Raw genomic sequence first — 19,670 nt, 5'->3', positions numbered from 1 at the left:
GGTTACAAATCCAGCTTGTCGATCATCGATTGGGTGATCAGGCAAATGCCGCTTTCCGTGCGGCGCCAGCGCTTGGCATCGAGGTCCGGATCCTCACCGACTACCAGCCCTTCGGGAATGGTGACGCCATGGTCGATGACGACATTCTTCAGTTGCGCGCGGCGGCCGATCTTGACGCTCGGCAGCACGACGGCTCCCTCCAGCTTGGAGTAGGAATTGGCGCGCACACCGGTAAAGAGCAGGCTGTTGTAGAGGCTCGCGCCGGAAATAATGCAATCGCCGGCGACGACGGAAGAAACTGCCGAACCGCGGCGATCCTCGTCGTCATGGACGAACTTGGCGGGCGGGCTGATTTCCGCATAGGTCCAGATCGGCCAGGACTTGTCGTAGATGTCGAGCTCTGGCACCACGGCCGTCAGGTCGATGTTGGCCTGCCAATAGGCATCGATCGTCCCGACATCGCGCCAATAGGCTTCGCGCTCGAAATCGGAGCGAACGCAGGATTGCGTGAAGCGATGGGCGACGGCTTTGCCGTTCTTGACGATGTAGGGAATGATGTCCTTGCCGAAATCGCGACTGGAGTTCGGATCGGCCGCATCGCGCTTCAGGCATTCGATCAGGAACTTCGTGTGGAAGACGTAGATGCCCATGGAGGCGAGCGCGAAATCCGGATTGCCCGGAATGCCGGGCGGATCGGCCGGCTTTTCGACGAAATCGATAATCTCGTCCTTCTCGTTGACATGCATGACGCCGAAGCCGACGGCTTCCATGCGCGGCACTTCGAGGCAGCCGATAGTAACTTCCGCGCCGGAATCGACGTGCTGCTGCAGCATCCACTCATAGTCCATCTTGTAGATGTGGTCGCCGGCGAGGATGACCATGTATTCCGGGCCGTAGGGCTCGATGATGTCGATGTTCTGGTAGACGGCGTCGGCCGTGCCTTCGTACCATTGCGTCTCCGAGACGCGCTGCGACGCCGGCAGGATATCGAAGCTTTCGTTTCGCTCCGGACGGAAGAAGTTCCAGCCGCGCTGCATATGGCGGATCAGCGAGTGCGCCTTGTATTGGGTGGCGACGCCGATGCGGCGGATGCCGGAATTGAGTGCGTTGGATAGCGCGAAATCGATGATTCGCGTCTTGCCGCCGAAGTAGACGGCCGGCTTGGCACGGCGGTCGGTCAGTTCTTTCAGACGGCTCCCACGCCCGCCGGCAAGAACGTAGGCCATGGCATCGCGCGCCAGCGGCTGGAAACGTTTTTCTACCATTTTATTCCTCCCTGTCCGTAATGATCTCAAAATTCCGGTTCGAGCATGATGGTCGCCAATGGAGGCAGCGTTATTATCGCTTGTACGCCTCCGCCTGCGCTGACGGCTTGTACTCGCCCGCCATTTCCTTTGCCGCTGCCGCCGTAGATATCGGCATCGGTATTCAATATCTCGCGCCACCGCCCCTCAGCCGGCAGGCGCAAGGTATAATTCTCGCGATAGACTGGCGTAAAATTGGTGATGACGGCAACCGGCTTTTCGCCCGGCGCCTTGCGCAGCCAGGCAAAGACCGAGTTTTCGAAATCATCGACGACAAGCCATTCGAAGCCGTCGCCCTCGCAATCGCGGGCATGAAGGGCCGGCTTGCTGCGATAGGTGAAGTTGAGATCGCGCACGAGACGCCGCATGCCCTCATGCATGCGGTATTGCAAAAGGTTCCAGTCGAGCGCGCGCTCTTCGCTCCACTCGCTCCATTGCGCGAATTCCTGGCCCATGAAGAGCAGCTTCTTGCCGGGATAGCCCCACATGAAGGCATAATAGGCACGCAGGTTGGCGAATTTCTGCCAGTCGTCGCCGGACATCTTGGCGATCAGCGATCCCTTGCCGTGGACGACTTCATCGTGCGAGAGCGGCAGGACGAAATTTTCCGAGAAGGCGTAGATCAGCCCAAAGGTCAGCTCGTTGTGGTGATACTTGCGATGCACGGCCTCGCGGGAGAGATAGCTCAGCGTATCGTGCATGAAGCCCATGTTCCACTTGAAGCCGAAGCCGAGGCCGCCTTCATGGACAGGCTGCGATACCTTCGGCCAGGAGGTCGATTCCTCGGCGATCGTCATGACGCCGGGATGAGCCCCATAGATCCGGGTGTTCATCGACTGCAGGAAGCGGACGGCCTCGAGATTTTCGTTGCCGCCGTATTCGTTCGGTATCCATTCGCCATGCTTGCGGGAATAGTCGAGGTAAAGCATGGAGGCGACGGCATCCACGCGTAAGCCATCCAGGTGGAATTTTTCGGCCCAGTAGAGCGCGTTGTTCAAGAGATAGGCGAGCACCTCGGTGCGGCCGAAATTGTAGATCGCCGTGTTCCAGTCGGGATGGAAACCCTTTCGCGGGTCCTCATGCTCGTAGAGCGCCGTGCCGTCGAACCAGCGCAGGCCATGCTCGTCGGTGGGGAAATGCGCCGGCACCCAATCCAGGATGACGCCGATGCCGACCTTGTGGCAGCCGTTGACGAAACGGGCAAAGCCTTCCGGCTCGCCGAAGCGGGCGGTCGGCGCATAGAGGCCGGTGGTCTGATAGCCCCAGGACGGATCATAGGGGTGCTCGGTGATCGGCAGGAATTCGATATGGGTGAAGCCCATGTCGACGCAATAGGGGATGAGGCGCGAGGCAAGCTCGTCCCACGAGAGCATCGAGCCGTCGTCCCGGCGCTGCCAGGAGCCGGCATGGACCTCGTAGATGCTGATGGGCTGGCGGCGCTGGTCGACGCTTGCCCAATGCTCGAGGTGGGCCGAATCCTCCCATGCCTGGCTGAGCTCGGCGGCCGTGACCGAAGCGGTCTTGGGGCGCAGTTCGCTGCGGCGGGCGAAGGGATCGGCCTTCAGCGGCAACACCACGCCGTCATGGCCGCGGATCTCGAACTTGTAGGCCACGCCGGCCGGCACGTCGGGAGCGAAGATCTCCCAGATGCCGGAGTCGGAGCGGAAGCGCATGACATGGCGGCGGCCATCCCAATTGTTGAAATCGCCGACGACCGAAACGCGCTGCGCATTCGGCGCCCAGACGGCGAAATGGAAGCCCTGGACACCTTCGTGCTTCATCGGGTGCGCGCCCATCTTGTCGAAGAGGCGCAGATGCGTGCCCTGACGGGCGAAATAGTCATCCATCGGCCCAAGGATCGGGCCGAAGCTATAGGGATCGGTCACTGCCCATTCGGCATCGCCGCGCCGGGCGCGATAACGCAGCGGCTGCTGCTTGCCGAGCTTCACGTCACCGGAAAAGAAGCCCGCCGGATCGAGGCAGTCCAACTCGCCGATGACTGAGCCGTCCAGCGCCAAGGCGGTGACGGATTCCGCGCCGGGGATGAAACAACGCACCACATAGCCGTCATCCGTCTTGTGGGCGCCGAGGACGGCGAACGGATTGGAATGGGTGCCTTTGAGAATCGCAGCGATCTCGTCTGCCGAAATATCCCTCAAGCTGTTGCCGTCACCGGGTTTTTTCGGCTTCTTCATCCGGCTCTCCAGATTTCCTTGGCATATTGGCGTATCGTACGGTCGGAAGAGAACCAGCCCATGCGAGCGGTATTGTTGATTGTCTTGGCATACCACTCCGACGGGTTGGCCCAGAGAATATCGACTTCGCGCTGTGCCGACGCGTAGGCGTCGAAATCGGCGGCGACCATGAACCAGTCGTGGCTGTAGATGCCGTCGATCAGGCTGGCATAACGGTTGCGGTCATCGGGCGAGAAGACACCGGAGGCAATGGCCGACAGAGCCTGCGAGAGTTCGCGCGAACGCTCGATGATGGCGCGGGGATCGTGACCGTCGCTGCGCAGGTTGGCGACCTCATCGGCCCGCAGACCGAAGATCACGATATTGTCCTCGCCGACATTGTCGCGCATTTCGACATTGGCGCCGTCGAGCGTGCCGATCGTCAATGCGCCATTGAGGCCGAATTTCATGTTGCCGGTGCCTGATGCTTCCATGCCGGCGGTCGAGATCTGTTCGGAAAGGTCGGCGGCCGGAACCATGACCTCGGCAAGCGAGACATTGTAGTTCGGTACGAAGACGACCTTCAGCAGGCCGCGCACCGACGGATCGTTGTTGATGACGCGGGCGACGTCGTTGATCAGCTTGATGATGAGCTTGGCGTTGTGGTAGCTCGGCGCTGCCTTGCCGGCGAAGAGCTTGACGCGCGGCTGCCAATCGAGCTCCGGATGCGAGCGAATCTGATCGTAGAGCGCCACGGCTTCGATGACATTCAGAAGCTGGCGCTTGTATTCGTGAATGCGCTTGATCTGGATATCGAACATCGCGTTCGGATCGAGCTTGATGCCCATGCGGCTGGCGACGAGATTGGAAAGCTGCACCTTGTTGGCACGCTTGATGGCGGCGAATTTTTCCTGGAAGGCGCTGTCGCGGGCGAATTGATCCAGCGGCTTCAATTGCTCGGCATCGTCGAGGAAGGCATCGCCGATGGTTTCGCGCACGAGGCTGGTGAGGCCCGGATTGCACTGCATCAGCCAGCGGCGCGGCGTAATGCCGTTCGTCTTGTTGTTGATGCGGTCAGGGTAGAGCTTGTGCAGGTCGGCGAAAACCGTGACCTTCATCAGGTCGGTGTGGAGTGCCGAAACGCCGTTGATCGAATGCGAGCCGACAAAAGCGAGGTTGCCCATGCGCACGCGGCGGTCGCCGTTCTCGTCGATCAGCGAGATCGAGCGAATTTCCGTATCGCTGAAGTTGCGCAGCTTGCGTGCCTCGACGAGAATCTTGGCGTTGATGGCGTAGACGATCTGCATGTGGCGCGGCAGCAGCCGCTCGAACAGCGGAACGGGCCAGCTTTCCAATGCCTCCGGCAGCAGGGTATGGTTGGTGTAGCCGAAGGTGTTTTTGGTGATATCCCATGCCTTGTCGAAGTCGAAGCCGTGGACATCGACCAACAGGCGCATCATCTCGGTGACGGAAACGGCCGGATGCGTATCGTTGAGCTGGATTGCAACCTTGTCGGCGAGATTGGTCAGATCGTCATATTGCTGCAGATGGCGGCGCAGAATGTCCTGCAGCGAGGCGGATGAGAAGAAGAATTCCTGGCGCAGGCGCAGTTCCTGGCCGGCTGGCGTCGCATCGGCCGGATAGAGAACGCGCGTCAGGCTCTCGGCCTTGTTGCTCTCGCGCAGCGCGCCGATATGATCGCCGGCGTTGAAGGCGTCGAGCAGGATCGGATCGATCGGCTGTGCCGACCAGAGGCGCAGCGTATTGACGCGCTTGCCGCGCCAGCCGACGACGGGCGTGTCGAACGCCGTGGCGATAACGCGCTCGGCCGGCTTCCAGACATAACGCGGCTGATCGTCATGGCCGCTGACGGTCTCGACAGCACCGCCGAAGCCGATTTCATAGGAGCTTTCCTGACGTTCGAATTCCCAGGGGTTGCCGTGCGCCAGCCAGGTTTCGGGCAGCTCCACCTGCCAGCCGTCGGCCATTTGCTGGCGGAACAGGCCGTGGACATAGCGAATGCCGTAGCCATAGGCCGGCACGTCGACGGTTGCCATGGATTCCATGAAACAGGCGGCGAGACGGCCGAGGCCACCATTGCCGAGGGCCGCATCGGGCTCGATACCGGCGATGACACGGATATCGACGCCGAGCGAGGAAAGCGCGTTGGTGATCTCCTCCATCAGGCCGAGATTGGAGACCGCATCGCGCATCAGGCGGCCGATCAGGAATTCGAGCGATAGATAGTAGACACGCTTGGCACCGGTCTCATAGGTCTTGCGGGTCGATTCAATCCACTTGTCGATGACGCGGTCGCGAATGACGAGGATCGTTGCCGTCAGCCAGTCATGCGGTTTGGCGACCTTGGCGTCCTTGCCGATACGATAGGTCAGGCGCTCGATGATTTCTTCGGCAAGGATTTCCGGGCGGGAACTGCGCGGGGCTGGAACGGGGAGATCGGCCTTCGTCAAGTTATTCATATCATCAACTCTCGCCATTTGTGATTTATATTCAGCCCCTTACGGCCAATTAAATCGATTTGCCTTCCGTTTCACTATCAGTTTACGCACTGATGTAAAGCAGTTGCAACAAGCGAGTTGCGCAGATGCGAAAATTGCGGCGAAAGGTTTGGCGTGAGCGGGAAAAGACTTGATTCCGATGATATTTCGAGCTTTTATTCGCGCATCGATCAAAAGAAAAGCCGCGCGATACTCGCATCGCGCGGCTTTTTCTTTGTTCTCTATCCTTGGTTGCTTTGTGCTGCTGCCGGTGGGGTCACTTGGTCAGGAGCGTCATCTGCTTGGCCGCCTGAGCACCGATACTCTTGAAGGCGGCCACGAGATCGGACATTTGTTGCGCATCGAAATAATTGGACGGGCTCGAAGCGCAGGCGGCGAGCAGTGTCTGTCCGCGTGTCGGAGCCATGAAGGCAACCGTATAGATCTGCACGCCGGCGTCCTTTGCGGCCTGGCATGTATTCAGCGTTTTTTGATCGGAACTTGTGTCGTTGTTTTCGCCGTCCGTCATCAAGACTATATATTTCTGAAAGGTCTTGTTGCCATTGTTACTTTGTGCAGTTGCCTCGGCAACGGCGGTAACGCTGTTATAAGCCTTTTTCATCGGAGCGTTCGATTCGGTGCCCCCTTGGGCATTCAGTCCGCTCACGACATTCGTACGGGTCGTTTTCGTTCCCCAATCGAGATTGCTGAAGCTGTCGACCTGACTGCTCCAGGCAATGGCCGCTGTGCGAACATATTGTGACTTGGGATCGGCGGCATCCAACTGGTCGAGAAGGCTACTTACTGCCGTCTTCAGCGCATCTATTTTCTTGATATAGCAGGGGCTTATCGGATTTGGATACTGATACAGATAGTTGCCGTTGGTATAATACTGTATGCAGCTGGCTTGTGTCTTGTCGATGGCGTTTGTGTTGAGCAGCATCGATCCAGACTTATCGAGTGCAATTTCCATCGACAGGGCGGTTTTTTGAACGGCCGTTCCGCTCGTGCTTGAACTCGACGATGAAATTGTCATCGATGTCATGCCGAGCAGGCGGCTCATGCTGTTGACCTGCATGCCGTAGGAAGCGTCGACCTTAACAGTATAGCTCGTGCCGCCGGATGAATTGCTGCTCGATGTTACCGTGGTCGATGTTCCTGCCTTCAACGCGTTCGTTGTCGTGGTGTCTCCCGGCAGGTAGTTCGACATCTGGCCGAGGACGAAGTTGTTGGCGAGATCCTTAGCGGTCGTCGTCGTTGCCGTCCCGTTAGCGAGCGAAGTCGCTGCCGCAAGTGCGGCTGCGTCGGTTGCTTCCTGAAGCTCGCTGTGCGACAGCGACATGTTGGTGACGTCTACCGCCATGCCGCCCGCTGCTACCAATACGGGTACAGCAATCGCCGTCAGGATGCCAAAATTTCCAGCTCTATCACGTAGAAGTTGTTTTAATGCGCAAAGTAGATCAGAGCCGGCAAGCATCATGTCCGCCTATTCGAAAGAGTTAAGTTCCCAAGAACGGCGAGACTATCAATTACAAATCTTAGTTGAGCGTTTAAGCGGCAGGTTGATTTTTAACGAATGACGCAATCTGGCACGATTTGCTTCAGATTTTTACTACTTTAAGCATATTCTATTTTAGTGGAACAACATCTACTGCCTGAACGGCCTTCTGGCTGCCATAGCTTTTAAGCACGCCGATGACGGGTGCGACATCGGAGTAATCGCGACCATAAGCGACGACGATATGGTCCGTGCCGGCGGGAATATTGTTGGTCGGATCGAGCTCGATCCAGCCGGCCGTCTCGCCGCACCAGACGCGCACCCAGGCGTGCATGGCGTCGGCGCCCTCGAGCCGTTCCTTGCCGGGCGGCGGGATGGTACGCAGGAAGCCGCTGACATAGCCGGCGGGGATGCCGAGACTGCGCAGCGCAATGATCATCACATGCGAGAAATCCTGACAGACGCCGCGCTTGAGGCGGAAGGCCTCTTTCGGCGTGGTGTCGACCGTCGTCGCCTTGGGGTCGTAGGTGAAATCCTTGTGTATCTGCGCGCAGAGCGCATGGGCGATCTGCAGGGTCGTCAGGCTGGTCGATCGCCACTGCCTGCTGTAATCGGTGATTTCACTCGTCTCAGGCAGGCGCGGGCTGCTACCGAGGAAATGGTGGGGCGAAGAGGGGTCGACCGACCAGCAATCATCGATCTCTTCGGGCAATTTGGCGAGCAAGGGCGAAAAATCCGCTGCGACGGGCTGGCTTTCCACCTGGACACGCGCCTGCATGCGGATATCGAGCCTCTCGTGCGGATCGCGCACGAGGATCGAAGTTGCCGGATGCTGGAAGAAATCCGTGAAGTTCGATTGCTCGTCCGGGCCTGGGGTTATTTTCACCGAGCCGGCGATCAGCCTCTGCCGATTGGGCAGGGAGAGCGGCATGACACGCAATATATGCCGTGCGCCGCTGGCCGGCACGTCGTATATGTAGCCCATGTGAAGCGAGAGATCATAGAGCATCACGTCATCCGAGATAGGTGCGTGCCAGCAGATCGGAAAGCCGCTCCAATTCGCGTGCCAGCTGCTGGTAGACTTCGACGGTCATCGCTTCGGGCGTCATCACGGCAAGACCCGAATGCAGCCGCATGGCCTCGCGGTAAAAGGGCGACATCTGGCCGTTGACGAAGGCATTCGGCAGCTGTTCCACTTCGCGGTGAATCTCGTTCATCTGAAAGAGGATCGAACGCGGATTGAGGGGATCGAGCGCCAGGAGATCGGTCACCGTCAGGCGGGCCGTATTGACGTTGTAGCGGCGGCGATGAGTCATGACGCTGTCGCCGATCTCAAGCAGCATGTCGAGCGCGCCATCGGGCGCATCCGGACCGGACATATGGCCGAGCAGCCGCGTCATATGCAGGCCGCGCTCGATGTATCGCCCGAGCGACAGGAAACGCCAGCCGGTGAAGCGATACATGTTTTCGTGCACGAGGCCTGCGAAGCCAGCAAGCTTGCGCAACAGGATCGTCATGGCATGACTGGCGTCGTCGCCATGCTTTACCCGCTCCTTGAAACGGCGCGCGGTCTTGGCAAGATCGTTCAGCGCGAGCCAGCCGTCCGGGGAAAACCGGTCGCGGATGTTGCTGGCCGAATAAACCGCGCTGTTTATGTTGCTCAGCAGGCTTTCGGGAACCGCCTCCTCGGTATCGATATCGATGGCGGCGAGATAGGCGCTGACGTCGGCAAGCAGAGGCTGCTTCGGATCCGCCGCCTCGGCAAAACGCCCATGCCAGGCGCGCAGGATGCGCAGGGCGCCTTCGGCCCGCTCGATATAGCGGCCAAGCCAGAAGAGGTTGTCGGCGGCTCGGCTCGGCAGGCTGCCTGGCATATTGCGGGTGAAGGTTTCTTCGGCCGGCAGCAGTGTATGGGCTTCGACAGGCTTGTCGGAGACGATCCAGACATCGGCGGCCGAGCCGCCGGCCTGCATGGCGATGGCGGCAACATCGTCACCGCTGCCGATGCGGGCGAAGCCGCCGGGCATGATCTGCCAGCCGTTTTCGGTGCGGGCCGCGAAGACGCGCAGGCTCATCGGCCGCGGCGTCAGCCTGCCGTTGACCCAGGCCGGCGTGGTTGAAAGCGTGACGACTTCCTGGCCGACCAGCTTGTGACCTTCGCTCGCCAGCCATTCCGCGATCGAATCGCGGGCGGTGCTGCGCAAGGTCGAGCCCAGCACGGACTGGCCGTTATCGTCGAAGAAGGGCATGCAGGAATAGGCCGGCCCGATCACCATCTTCTCGATATTGGCGGCGACATGCTCGCGCTCGGCCTTCTGGCCGCACCACCAGGTGGCGATCGACGGCAGCTTCAATTCCTCGCCGCGCAAATGCCGACAGATGGTCGGCATGAAGGCGAGCAGGGCACGCGTCTCGAGGATGCCGGAGCCGAGTGCATTGACGATCGTCACCGTCTGCGCCCGTAGCGCCTCGACCATGCCCGGTGTGCCGATATGGGAATGCTGGTTGAGCTCCAACGGATCGGCATAGGAAGCATCGAGGCGGCGCCACAGGACGCTGATCGGCCGCAGTCCAGCGACGGTACGCACCATCAGCTGGTCGTCGACGACGGTGATGTCTTCGCCCTCGAGCAGCATGAAGCCGAGATAGCGGGCGATATAGGCGTGCTCGTAATAGGTCTCGTTGGCGGGTCCCGGAGTCAGAACGGCGACCCGGCCCTCGCCGCTGCGCTTGCCACCCAGCAGGGCATCGCGAAACGCGCCGAAGAAGGAGGCGAGGCGATGAACCTTGGTTTCCGCATAGATATCGGAGAAGGCGCGAGTGGTAGCGACGCGCGTTTCCAGTGCAAAGCCGGCGCCTGATGGTGCTTGCGCGCGGTCGGCCAGCACCCACCAGTTTCCATCCGGGCCGCGGCCGACTTCGAAGGCCAGGAAATGCAGATAATGACCATTTGCGGGCTTGACGCCGACCAGCGGACGCAGGAATTCCGGATTGGCCGCGATCAACGCCGGCGGCAGCAAGCCTTCGCTCACCAGCCGGCTGTCGCCATAGATATCGGCCATGACCGCTTCGAGCAGATCGGCGCGCTGGCGCAGCCCTTCCGAAAGCGATTGCCATTCGCGCTCATCGATCAGCACGGGAATATGCGAGATCGGCCAGCCGCGTTCGCTGGCGCCAGTCGTCCCATAGGCCCGATAGAAAACGCCGGCATCGCGCAGATAGCGGTCGGCTCGGGCGAAGCGCTCCGTCAGCTCCAGTTCCGACATGCGCGACAGCGCCGACAGCAGATTTTGCCAGACCGGGCGAACGGCGCCTTTATTGTCGACCATTTCGTCGGCGACGCCGGGCAACGGACGATAGGCGAAGGCCGGTTCCTTACCGGTTCCGGTCTTCACTTCGTCCCGCCGTTCCGTCGCCGGTTTTCTAGCCATTCACAGTTCCGTCTCAAATTCCTGCCGGCCGCCTGAGGTCGAGCGTCAGAGGAAATTCCACCGACGCAGTCTCCGGTCGCAAGGCGTAGCCACCCGCTGTATGCCCCCAAGGTTCGAAACGCGCAAGTCGTCGCGCTTCCGCCTCGTTGCCGTTGACGGGGAATGTGTCGTAGTTGCGGCCGCCAGGGTGAGCAACATGGTAGATGCAGCCGCCGATCGAGCGCCGCGACCATGTGTCGTAGATATCGAAAGTCAGCGGCGTATCGATGGGCAGAACGGGATGGAGGCCTGAGGCCGGATGCCATGCCTTGTAGCGCACGCCGGCGACCGAAATGCCGGACGCTCCCGTCGGCGTCAGCGGCACGGGGCGGCCATTGCAGGTCACCGTATAGCGCGATGGATTGGAGGTTTCGACTCGAACCTGCAGGCGTTCCACCGACGAATCGACATAGCGGACAGTGCCACCGATCGCGCCTTCTTCGCCCAGCACATGCCAGGGCTCCAGCGCTTGGCGCAATTCCAGTTTGCTGCCTTCATATTCGACTTCCCCGCAGAAGGGAAAACGGAATTCAAGCTGCGCCTGGAACCATTCCGGCCGCAGGTCGAAACCGTTTTCGCGGAGATCGGCGAGAACGTCGAGGAAATCCTGCCAGATATAATGCGGCAGCATGAAGCGATCATGCAGTGTCGTGCCCCAGCGCACGAACTTGCCGTCGATGGGATTGCGCCAGAAACGGGCGATCAGCGCGCGCACCAGTAATTGCTGGGCAAGGCTCATGCGGGCATTCGGCGGCATTTCGAAACCGCGGAATTCGACGAGACCGAGGCGTCCCGTCGGGCCGTCAGGCGAAAACAGCTTGTCGATGCAGATTTCCGAGCGGTGGGTGTTGCCGGTGACGTCAGTCAGGAGATTGCGGAAGAGGCGATCCACCAGCCATGGAAGCGGCTGCAATCCGCGGCCGGGTGCCGGGACCTGGGCCAGTGCGATTTCCAGCTCGTAGAGGCTGTCATGGCGGGCCTCGTCGATGCGCGGCGCCTGACTGGTCGGGCCGATGAACATGCCGGAGAAGAGATAGGAGAGCGAGGGATGGCGCTGCCAGTGCAGCACCAGGCTCTTCAAAAGGTCGGGACGGCGCAGGAAAGGGCTGTCCATGGTGCTGCGGCCGCCGACGACCACATGGTTGCCGCCGCCGGTGCCGGTGTGGCGGCCGTCGATCATGAACTTGTCGGTGCCGAGCCGGCTGGCGCGCGCCTCCTCGTAAACCGCCGTGGTGATATCGACGGCTTCCTTCCAGTTCGATGCCGGATGGATGTTGACCTCGATGACGCCGGGATCGGGGGCGACGCGGATGACATTGATGCGCTCATCCTGCGGCGGCGGATAGCCCTCGATGTGAACCGGCAGGTTCAGGGCCGCAGCGGCCCGTTCGGCTGACGCAACGAGATCGAGGTAATCCTCGACGCTGACCGTCGGTGGCATGAAGATGCAGAGGCGTCCATCGCGCGGCTCGACGCTGATGGCCGTGCGCACATAGCCGCCGATCTCATCGAGGGATTGCGGCATGATCGGCTGCTGGCCGGTGAAGGGCTGGAAATGGGCAGCCTGCAGCGGCCGGCCCTTGTCCTCACCATAGTCAGGCAGCGCTTCACGCGGGATCGTCGGGTCCATCGGGTTGATGTAGGGATATTGCGATGCCGGTATCCAGCCGAGCGAGTTCAGCGGCAGGCGGTAGCCGACCGGGCTGTCACCAGGCGTCAGGAAGATGCGGCCGCGGCGCGTGCGCCATTTCTCGCTCGTCCAGCGACGGCCGCTGGCGCGCGCATTCCATGCCTGGATGGGGAGGATATAGCCCGTGGGCCGCGTCAGTCCACGTTCGAAGACGCGGGCCATTCGCGAACGCTCTTCCGGATCCTTCAGCTTCGAATTGGATGGATCGACATTGTCGGGCAGGTTCGCTTCCTTCACCAGCCATTCGGCTGGATCTTCGAAGGCGGGCGCCACATAGCCCGGCTCGATATCGAGTTCGCCGGCGATCGCCGTCAGCAGGCGGCCGGCATCGTCCTCGGTGACGCTGTAGTCGCGGCCTTCATTGGCGATCAGATCCGGATTCGACCAGATCGGCAGGCCGTCGCGCCGCCAGTAGAGCGAAAAGGTCCAGCGCGGCAGGCTTTCGCCGGGATACCACTTGCCCTGGCCGTAGTGCAGGAAGCCATTCGGCGCGAAGCGTTCGCGCAGGCGGCGGATCAACGTATCCGCTTTTTCACGCTTGGTCGGACCGACGGCTGCAGTATTCCATTCGTCCGACTCGAAGTCGTCGATCGAAACGAAGGTCGGCTCGCCGCCCATGGTCAGGCGCACGTCTCCTTCCTTCAGGATCGCGTCGACCTTTTCGCCGAGTTCGTTCAGCGCATCCCAGCTTTCGTCCGAGAAGGGCTTGGTGATGCGCGGATGCTCGGCGACGCGGGTGACCTTCATGTCGAAATCGAATTCGGTCTTGGCTTCGCCGAAATAACCGCCCGAGATCGGCGCGGCATTGCGGTAATGCGGCGTGGCGGCAAGCGGAATATGGCTCTCGCCCGTCAGAAGGCCCGATGTCGGATCGAGGCCGACCCAACCGGCGCCGGGGAGGTAGACTTCCGCCCAGGCATGCAGGTCGGTGAAATCGACCTCGGTGCCGGAAGGGCCGTCGAGCGCCTTCAGGTCGGGTGTCAGCTGAATGAGGTAGCCGGAGACGAAACGGGCGGCGAGGCCGAGATGGCGCAGGACCTGAACAAGCAGCCAACTCGTATCGCGACAGGAGCCTTTCGCCTTTTCCAAGGTCTCCTCAGGCGTCTGGACGCCGGCTTCCATGCGGATGACATAGCCGATTTCCTGCTGCAGGCGCGTATTGAGACCGACGATCATATCGACGGTCTTTTGCGCGGAGCGGTCGAGCGTGGCGAGGAAGGCTTTCAGTCTGGGACCGGGTTCTTCCGGCTTCATATAGATTGACAGATCCTCGCGGATGGTCTCGGGATAATCGAAGGGCCATTTCGTCGCTTCCTCTTCGACGAAGAAGTCAAAGGGATTGTAGACCGTCATGTCGGCGACGAGATCGACTTCGATCTTCAGCTCGGTTACCGGATCGGGAAAGACGAAGCGGGCGAGATAGTTGCCGTAGGGGTCCTGCTGCAGGTTCACGAAATGATTTGACGGCGTGACTTTCAGCGAATGGCTCAGCACGCGCGTCTTGGAATGCGAGGCGGGTTTCAGGCGGATGATCTGGGGGCCGAGGCGAACCGGATTGTCGTATTTATAATGGGTGAGATGATAGATGCTTGCCTTGATCGCCATATGTCTCTTCGCCTAGCCCGCATCGTTGTGCGGTGATTGCTGTTCCCACCAGCAGTGTGTGCAATGCAGCGAAAGAAAGCAAGGCGTCTCCCGGCGCTTCGGAAGCTCCTGCCGTGTAATGCCAAGAAAAAACGGCGGGCTTTTGCCCGCCGTTCTGAAATCTGGATCTGTTTGCTTGCGGATCAGCTTCTGCCGAACTCATCGACCAGGCGGATGATGTCGTCCTCGCCGAGATAGGAGCCGGTCTGCACTTCGATCAGCTCCAGCAGGATCTTGCCGGGGTTCGACAGGCGATGCACTTCGCCGAGCGGGATATAGATCGATTCGTTTTCGCGCAGCATCTGCACGTTTTCGCCGACTGTCACTTCGGCCGTGCCCTTGACGACGATCCAGTGCTCGGAGCGGTGGTGATGCTTCTGCAGCGACAGCTTCTTGCCCGGAAGCACGAAGATGCGCTTGACCTGGAAGCGCTCGCCGTTCAGCACCGAGGTATAGCCGCCCCAAGGGCGATAGGAGGTCGGGTGCGTCTCGGTGAGCTTGGCGGTCTTCTTCTCGCTTGCGAGCAGCTTGACGAGCTTGCCGACTTCCTGGCTGTCCTTGAGGTGGCCGACATAGACGGCGTCCTCGCTGGCGATGACGGCGACGTCCTCAAGCCCCTGCACGGCGACGTGCAGGCTGTGCGTCATCACGAGCGAATTCTTCGTGTTGACCAGTGTCGTGGCGCCGGCCGATACGTTGCCGCTTTCGTCACGATTGCCGACTTTCCAGACCGCGTCCCAGCTGCCGAGATCGGACCATGTGAAGGGCGAGGGAACGACGGCGGCGTTCGCCGTCTTTTCCATCAGCGCGTAGTCGATGGAAATGTCGGGGCTCTTGGAGAAGGCATCGGCATCCAGACGGGTGAAATCGAGGTCGCGGGTTGCCTTGGAAACGGCCTTGCTGGCCGCTTTCTCGACGTCGGACGCATATTCCTTCATTTCGTCCAGAAGCTGTGCCGCCGAGAACATGAACATGCCGGAGTTCCAGTAGAAGCTGCCGCTTGCCACCATTTCCTGAGCCTTGTCCAGCGCCGGCTTCTCGACGAAGCGCTTGACGGCATGGGCGCCGGTCGAAAGCGCCTTGCCGCTTTCGATATAGCCATAGCCGGTGGCCGGTTCCGTCGGCTTGATGCCGAAGGTGACGAGCTTGCCCTGAAGGGCGGTGTCGCGCGCCTGGCGCACGCAATCGTAATAGGTCGCGTTGGCATCGATCTCATAGTCCGAGCCGAGGACGTGCATGATCGCGTCCTTGCCGAAAAGCTCGGTGACGAGCGCGGCGGCAGCTGCGACGGCGGCAGCGGTATTGCGGGCGACCGGCTCCAGCAGCACGGCGGCCAGTTTCAGGTCGAGCTCGCGAGCCTGTTCCGCAACGAGGAAGCGGAATTCCTCGTTGGTCAGGACGATCGGCGCTTCGTAAAGTTCAGGATCGGCAACGCGCTCCAGCGTGTTCTGAAACAGCGTCTTGTCGCCGATGAACTGGATGAATTGCTTCGGAGCGGATGCGCGCGATAGCGGCCATAGCCGTGTACCCTTGCCGCCTGCCATAATCACCGGAACGATCTTTGCTGCCATACTCTGCCTCTCCTAGACACTTCATTCGAGAGCCGACCGCCAGGAAGCGCAACCGCTGCGCCTTCCGCCATGCTCCTTCGACAACGTCAATCGCCATTGCGATATTTTTCGGCAAAACGCTAGCGCTAATATGTCGGCAGCGTAAACATTCGGCGATCTCGGAGCGGAAATCCCAATGAAAATCCATTCACGGCGCTGTCCTGCATGAAAAGGCGGAGGCCGTCGGGAAACGGTCTCCGCCATAGATTCTGGATTGCTCGTTCGCAAACAGCAGCCTTCAGCGGCTGGGCGTCTACGCTTCCGCCCTGTCGTGCTGTTCGCCACGTGCCGGCACATGGTCGAGGGCGTTGCGCCTGTTGTAGCGGATCGACGACCAGAGTGAGATGCCGATCAGGGCCGCGCCGCCGAGGCCGGTGATGACTTCAGGAATGTGGAACAGTGTCTGCACATACATGATCACCGAGAGGATCAGGATGGCGTAAAAGGCACCGTGCTCGAGGTAGCGGTAATGGGCAAGCGTGCCCTTTTCCACCAGCATGATCGTCATGGAGCGGACATACATGGCGCCGATGCCGAGGCCGATGGCGATGATGAACAGGTTCTGCGTCAGGGCAAATGCGCCGATGACGCCGTCGAAGGAGAAGCTGGCGTCGAGGATTTCGAGATAGAGAAATGCGCCGAAGCCGCCCCTTGCGGCTGCGCTCATAGTCTTTTGCGAGGCATCCAGGAAACCTGCCAGGACTTCCACCAGGAGGAAGGTCAGGAGGCCATAGATGGAGGCATGCAGGAAGGTCGTCGAATCGTCGCCGTCGAGCAGAGAGCTGAAGATCAGAACAAGAACCAGCACGAAGGCGATTTCAACGCCCTTGACGGTGGCGAAATGTGCCATGCGCTTCTCGATGAAGCCAATCCAGTGCACATCCTTTTCGTGATTGAAGAAATAGGTCAGGCCGACCATCATCAGGAATGTGCCCCCGAAGGCGGCGATCGGCAGATGTGCATTCTGCATGATCTCGGCATATTGCTCCGGCTTGGTGGCGGCCAGCTTCAGCGCCTCCCACGGGTCGATCCAGGCGGCGATCGCGACGATTGCCAGCGGAAAGACGATCCTCATGCCGAAGACGGCGATGATGATGCCCCATGTCAGGAAGCGATGCTGCCAGACCGGCGTCATCTCCTTCAGTTTGTTGGCATTGACGATGGCATTGTCGAAGGAGAGCGAAATCTCCAATACGGCGAGAACCGCGCAGATGAAGAAGGCCGTGGCGAGGCCACCCATCGTGCCGGTGGTATTCCAGCCCAGAAAGGCGCCGAGAGCAAGGCCACCGATGGTGACGGCAAAGGCCCAGCCGAAATAGCCGAGTACGGATTTGGAGGCGGCGGGCGGCGTCATGGGCGCACCTCGCCACAAAGGAACTGATGATTTTCGGATGGAACGGGCAGCCATATGCCGAAGACGGCATGCGGGCGAGGCATGGTCAAGCTGTTCATGAAAGAAATCCGCCGGCTCATCTGCAGGCGGTACCGACATCGCGAGAGCGCCGTGAAAACTCTCGCCAGAGGGGCCCGGCACCAAAGTTCAATCCGTCGCCGATGTCAGGAAGGCGCGGAGATAGTCAATAGTTAGTGAAGTCGCGACGCAGGTCAAGAGTTGAAATAGGGCCTGCTGACCTTGCTCCCAATAATTGCGAATTTGGGGAACCAAACGGAAAAGGCCGCGTTTGCCCCTCACGCATGTTTGCGCCGTCCGCTACGCGGATCCCTCGAGCGGATCCGTTACCTTCAATACAGCGATCGACAGGAGAAGCTCCCATGAGCCCTTATTCCATTCACCGCAACGAACCATCGCAGAAGCCGGAATTGACGGAGCGGCAGAAGAAGGCTCGGCCGAACACGCTTCGCCAGGCCCAGGTCCTGCCGCCACATCAGGTGGATCTGACGCTGCATCCCGTGACCCATGAGGATGTGCATGTCCCCGCCCATGTCAACGGCGCGGATCTCTCGCGCGAAGCGCCGGCAGACGCCAATCATAACCACAAGCAAAAGAGCGGCCCGCAGCATTAAACGGACCGCGCCTTGTGCGACGGCAATGCCTGCTTATTTGTGCCGCGGCGTTTTGCCGTCGGACGTGAAGCTGCCGTTGAAGCTCATTTCCGTCGATTTCGCCGAGCATTGGATGGCAATCGGCTTGCCTGCGTAGGGATTGGCAAAGGTGCACGTGCCCTTTGCCTCGACTTGACCGGATATCTTGCTGCCGGCCCCTGTCGAGATGACATCGATCGGCAGCTGCGCGGTTCCCTTCTCACTGCCGGGCTTGATACCCTTGCCGTTGCCCTGGAAGCCGAGCATCTTGCCGCCTGATGTGAAGATGAAGGTCACCGAGCCGTCCGGACCCGTCACGCTGGCGATTTCGGCCTTGCATCCTTTGGAGGCGTCGAGCTTGCCGACCACGAGTTTGGAACATTTTCCACTGACGACGGTGACGCCTTGCGACGGGAAATTTTCCACTGCGCCGGCCGAGGTCGCGGCCAAGACGGTCAATCCAAAAGCAATGCCTGCGAATCGCATAAGAAGGGCTCCTTTCAAGCCCACGCAGTTTGCCGATCAAAATGTGGCAGTCAACCCAAAGCAGGGCGCGAGCCTGAACCGGCCGCCGATCGGTCCGATCGCCCGTTGTGCTTCACGCTCGTAACCGGAGCAGGCCGCTATCGCAAAACGACCGCTCAGGGTTGTGCGGATTTCAGTGAGGGGCCGATTCCGGGACGAGCGAGCCGATCAACTGCAGCAGGGCGTTCTGGCGGTTGCCGCCGCCGGCCAGGAATTCGTAGAGGGTCATGGTTTTCTCGCTGCCGCCGTCGACGACATAGTCCGCCTGGCGGATGACGTAGACCTCGCCGCTCTCGGTGTCGCGGGCGAGATGGAACATGTATTCATCGCCATTCGGCTTGTGGTTCTTGTAGAACTGCCGCTTCATCACCGTCATCTCGTCCTCCCGTATGATCGATGCGCTGATATGACAGTAGGATGACGGCGCGCCCGGAAGTCAAGCGGCTTCTGGCGAGAACTTGTGTCGCAGGCGGCGTGCAACTCGCAATCGCCGCGAACATCAGCATGTGATTGGCTATCTTCCAAAAGACGATTATTCTCGACCTGCGCTCGAATTTTCGGGCGCGGGAGGAGCGGTTCAGCTTTTCATAAAACCTCTGACCCGCTCTATCTTTTGCTTTTACGCAGTTCCGGACGGAAAGGCGCTTCGCACTTTTTCCGGAATTGCTCTAGTTGGAGATCGAAGCACATGAGAATGATGTTAGCGCTGGGAGCGATTTTGAGCCTGGCATGCGTCTCAGCAGGTGAGGCGCCTTCAAACTATCAGACCTATCACGGCATTCGCGCCGACAGCGATCCGGTGGTGCTTGCGACATACGAGAGGGTTCTCGATCGCTGCGAGCCTGAGGCTTATTCCTGGCACCGTGGCTCTCCGGATCCAAACAGCACGCTTTACTGGCTGGCTCTGCGGGATTGCCTCTACCGCCACGGTTTTGTCGATCGCGGTGCCTACGCCTATCCCACGACGGCGGTGTTCCGGCATTTCCTGGATCGCTGATCGTCTGCAATTCGTTTTGGCTCCCGATCGGCTCATTGGCCAATCTGCTCCAAGGCAAACTTAGGTTCAGCAAGTCGATGACGAAACTAAAAAGGCCTTTCGATTTCTCGAAAGGCCTTTGCTTATATCGATAAATAAACCTCCACCTACGGTGGAGGACTGGACGAGTTCTACACGGTAGTTGAGAGACCTCCTGCTTGAACCGCTGGGGTGGCCC

At 60.2% G+C, this 19,670-nt stretch carries 13 protein-coding genes; 2 read left to right on the top strand and 11 right to left on the bottom strand.

Annotation, left to right across the window (positions count from 1 at the left end; genetic code table 11):
* Nucleotides 1-2: 2 nt before the first annotated feature.
* The 9 genes from glgC to FHT84_RS20905 all read right to left on the bottom strand — a co-directional run bounded on the left by glgC (nucleotide 3) and on the right by FHT84_RS20905 (nucleotide 17,242).
* Nucleotides 3-1,265 carry a glucose-1-phosphate adenylyltransferase gene (gene glgC / locus FHT84_RS20945; protein WP_112343296.1) on the bottom strand — a complete coding sequence of 421 codons (1,263 nt, stop codon included), beginning with the start codon at nucleotides 1,263-1,265 and terminating at the stop codon, nucleotides 3-5.
* Nucleotides 1,266-1,291: 26 nt separating this feature from the next.
* A complete protein-coding gene (glgB, locus tag FHT84_RS20940) occupies nucleotides 1,292-3,499 on the bottom strand; it encodes a 1,4-alpha-glucan branching protein GlgB (protein WP_113250024.1) in 2,208 nt (735 codons plus the stop codon).
* Nucleotides 3,496-5,958, bottom strand: a complete 2,463-nt coding sequence (locus FHT84_RS20935; protein ID WP_112343298.1) for a glycogen/starch/alpha-glucan phosphorylase — start codon at nucleotides 5,956-5,958, stop codon at nucleotides 3,496-3,498. Before FHT84_RS20935 ends, glgB begins: the two co-directional genes overlap by 4 nt.
* Nucleotides 5,959-6,253: 295 nt before the next feature.
* Nucleotides 6,254-7,456 (bottom strand): VWA domain-containing protein, encoded by a 1,203-nt coding sequence (locus FHT84_RS20930; RefSeq protein ID WP_245430398.1) that lies wholly within the window; start codon nucleotides 7,454-7,456, stop codon nucleotides 6,254-6,256.
* A gap of 148 nt (nucleotides 7,457-7,604) precedes the next feature.
* The gene (locus FHT84_RS20925; protein WP_112343299.1) at nucleotides 7,605-8,483 is read right to left on the bottom strand and encodes a transglutaminase family protein; all 879 of its coding nucleotides are present in this window, start codon (nucleotides 8,481-8,483) and stop codon (nucleotides 7,605-7,607) included.
* A gap of 4 nt (nucleotides 8,484-8,487) precedes the next feature.
* Nucleotides 8,488-10,905: a circularly permuted type 2 ATP-grasp protein gene (locus tag FHT84_RS20920; protein ID WP_112343300.1), complete on the bottom strand. Its 2,418-nt coding sequence runs from the start codon at nucleotides 10,903-10,905 to the stop codon at nucleotides 8,488-8,490.
* A 13-nt stretch (nucleotides 10,906-10,918) separates the two neighbouring features.
* Nucleotides 10,919-14,239, bottom strand: a complete 3,321-nt coding sequence (locus tag FHT84_RS20915) for a transglutaminase family protein (protein ID WP_183764837.1) — start codon at nucleotides 14,237-14,239, stop codon at nucleotides 10,919-10,921.
* A 182-nt stretch (nucleotides 14,240-14,421) separates the two neighbouring features.
* Complete coding sequence (locus tag FHT84_RS20910; RefSeq protein WP_112343302.1) at nucleotides 14,422-15,849, bottom strand: mannose-1-phosphate guanylyltransferase/mannose-6-phosphate isomerase; 1,428 nt, start codon at nucleotides 15,847-15,849, stop codon at nucleotides 14,422-14,424.
* A 292-nt stretch (nucleotides 15,850-16,141) separates the two neighbouring features.
* A complete protein-coding gene (locus tag FHT84_RS20905; protein ID WP_183764840.1) occupies nucleotides 16,142-17,242 on the bottom strand; it encodes a DUF475 domain-containing protein in 1,101 nt (366 codons plus the stop codon).
* Between the two features lie 419 nt (nucleotides 17,243-17,661).
* On the opposite strand from FHT84_RS20905, the gene FHT84_RS20900 reads away from it, so the two are divergent.
* Nucleotides 17,662-17,913: a hypothetical protein gene (locus FHT84_RS20900; RefSeq protein ID WP_112343304.1), complete on the top strand. Its 252-nt coding sequence runs from the start codon at nucleotides 17,662-17,664 to the stop codon at nucleotides 17,911-17,913.
* Nucleotides 17,914-17,946: 33 nt separating this feature from the next.
* Here FHT84_RS20900 and FHT84_RS20895 read toward each other — a convergent pair whose 3' ends face one another.
* Entirely contained in the window at nucleotides 17,947-18,417 is a 471-nt protein-coding gene (locus tag FHT84_RS20895; protein ID WP_112343305.1) for a hypothetical protein, read from the bottom strand.
* Nucleotides 18,418-18,589: 172 nt separating this feature from the next.
* Nucleotides 18,590-18,832 carry a hypothetical protein gene (locus FHT84_RS20890; RefSeq protein WP_112343306.1) on the bottom strand — a complete coding sequence of 81 codons (243 nt, stop codon included), beginning with the start codon at nucleotides 18,830-18,832 and terminating at the stop codon, nucleotides 18,590-18,592.
* Nucleotides 18,833-19,144: 312 nt separating this feature from the next.
* Here FHT84_RS20890 and FHT84_RS20885 point away from each other — a divergent pair, with 312 nt between their 5' ends.
* Nucleotides 19,145-19,453: a hypothetical protein gene (locus FHT84_RS20885; protein ID WP_112343307.1), complete on the top strand. Its 309-nt coding sequence runs from the start codon at nucleotides 19,145-19,147 to the stop codon at nucleotides 19,451-19,453.
* The last annotated feature ends 217 nt before the right edge of the window (nucleotides 19,454-19,670 follow it).

This window comes from Rhizobium sp. BK289 (assembly GCF_014193575.1).
In the GTDB taxonomy this organism is placed as follows: domain Bacteria; phylum Pseudomonadota; class Alphaproteobacteria; order Rhizobiales; family Rhizobiaceae; genus Rhizobium; species Rhizobium tropici_C.
The sequence above is the reverse complement of the archived record's forward strand: the minus strand, read 5'-3'. Positions and strand labels throughout refer to the sequence as shown.

Excerpts from the sequence above, each read along its gene's own strand:
- glgC (WP_112343296.1), bottom strand. The coding sequence starts at position 1,265 with ATGGTAGAAAAACGTTTCCAGCCGCTGGCGCGCGATGCCATGGCCTAC.
- glgB (WP_113250024.1), bottom strand. The coding sequence starts at position 3,499 with ATGAAGAAGCCGAAAAAACCCGGTGACGGCAACAGCTTGAGGGATATT.
- FHT84_RS20935 (WP_112343298.1), bottom strand. The coding sequence starts at position 5,958 with ATGAATAACTTGACGAAGGCCGATCTCCCCGTTCCAGCCCCGCGCAGT.
- FHT84_RS20930 (WP_245430398.1), bottom strand. The coding sequence starts at position 7,456 with ATGATGCTTGCCGGCTCTGATCTACTTTGCGCATTAAAACAACTTCTA.
- FHT84_RS20925 (WP_112343299.1), bottom strand. The coding sequence starts at position 8,483 with ATGCTCTATGATCTCTCGCTTCACATGGGCTACATATACGACGTGCCG.
- FHT84_RS20920 (WP_112343300.1), bottom strand. The coding sequence starts at position 10,905 with ATGGCTAGAAAACCGGCGACGGAACGGCGGGACGAAGTGAAGACCGGA.
- FHT84_RS20915 (WP_183764837.1), bottom strand. The coding sequence starts at position 14,239 with ATGGCGATCAAGGCAAGCATCTATCATCTCACCCATTATAAATACGAC.
- FHT84_RS20910 (WP_112343302.1), bottom strand. The coding sequence starts at position 15,849 with ATGGCAGCAAAGATCGTTCCGGTGATTATGGCAGGCGGCAAGGGTACA.
- FHT84_RS20905 (WP_183764840.1), bottom strand. The coding sequence starts at position 17,242 with ATGACGCCGCCCGCCGCCTCCAAATCCGTACTCGGCTATTTCGGCTGG.
- FHT84_RS20900 (WP_112343304.1), top strand. The coding sequence starts at position 17,662 with ATGAGCCCTTATTCCATTCACCGCAACGAACCATCGCAGAAGCCGGAA.
- FHT84_RS20895 (WP_112343305.1), bottom strand. The coding sequence starts at position 18,417 with ATGCGATTCGCAGGCATTGCTTTTGGATTGACCGTCTTGGCCGCGACC.
- FHT84_RS20890 (WP_112343306.1), bottom strand. The coding sequence starts at position 18,832 with ATGACGGTGATGAAGCGGCAGTTCTACAAGAACCACAAGCCGAATGGC.
- FHT84_RS20885 (WP_112343307.1), top strand. The coding sequence starts at position 19,145 with ATGAGAATGATGTTAGCGCTGGGAGCGATTTTGAGCCTGGCATGCGTC.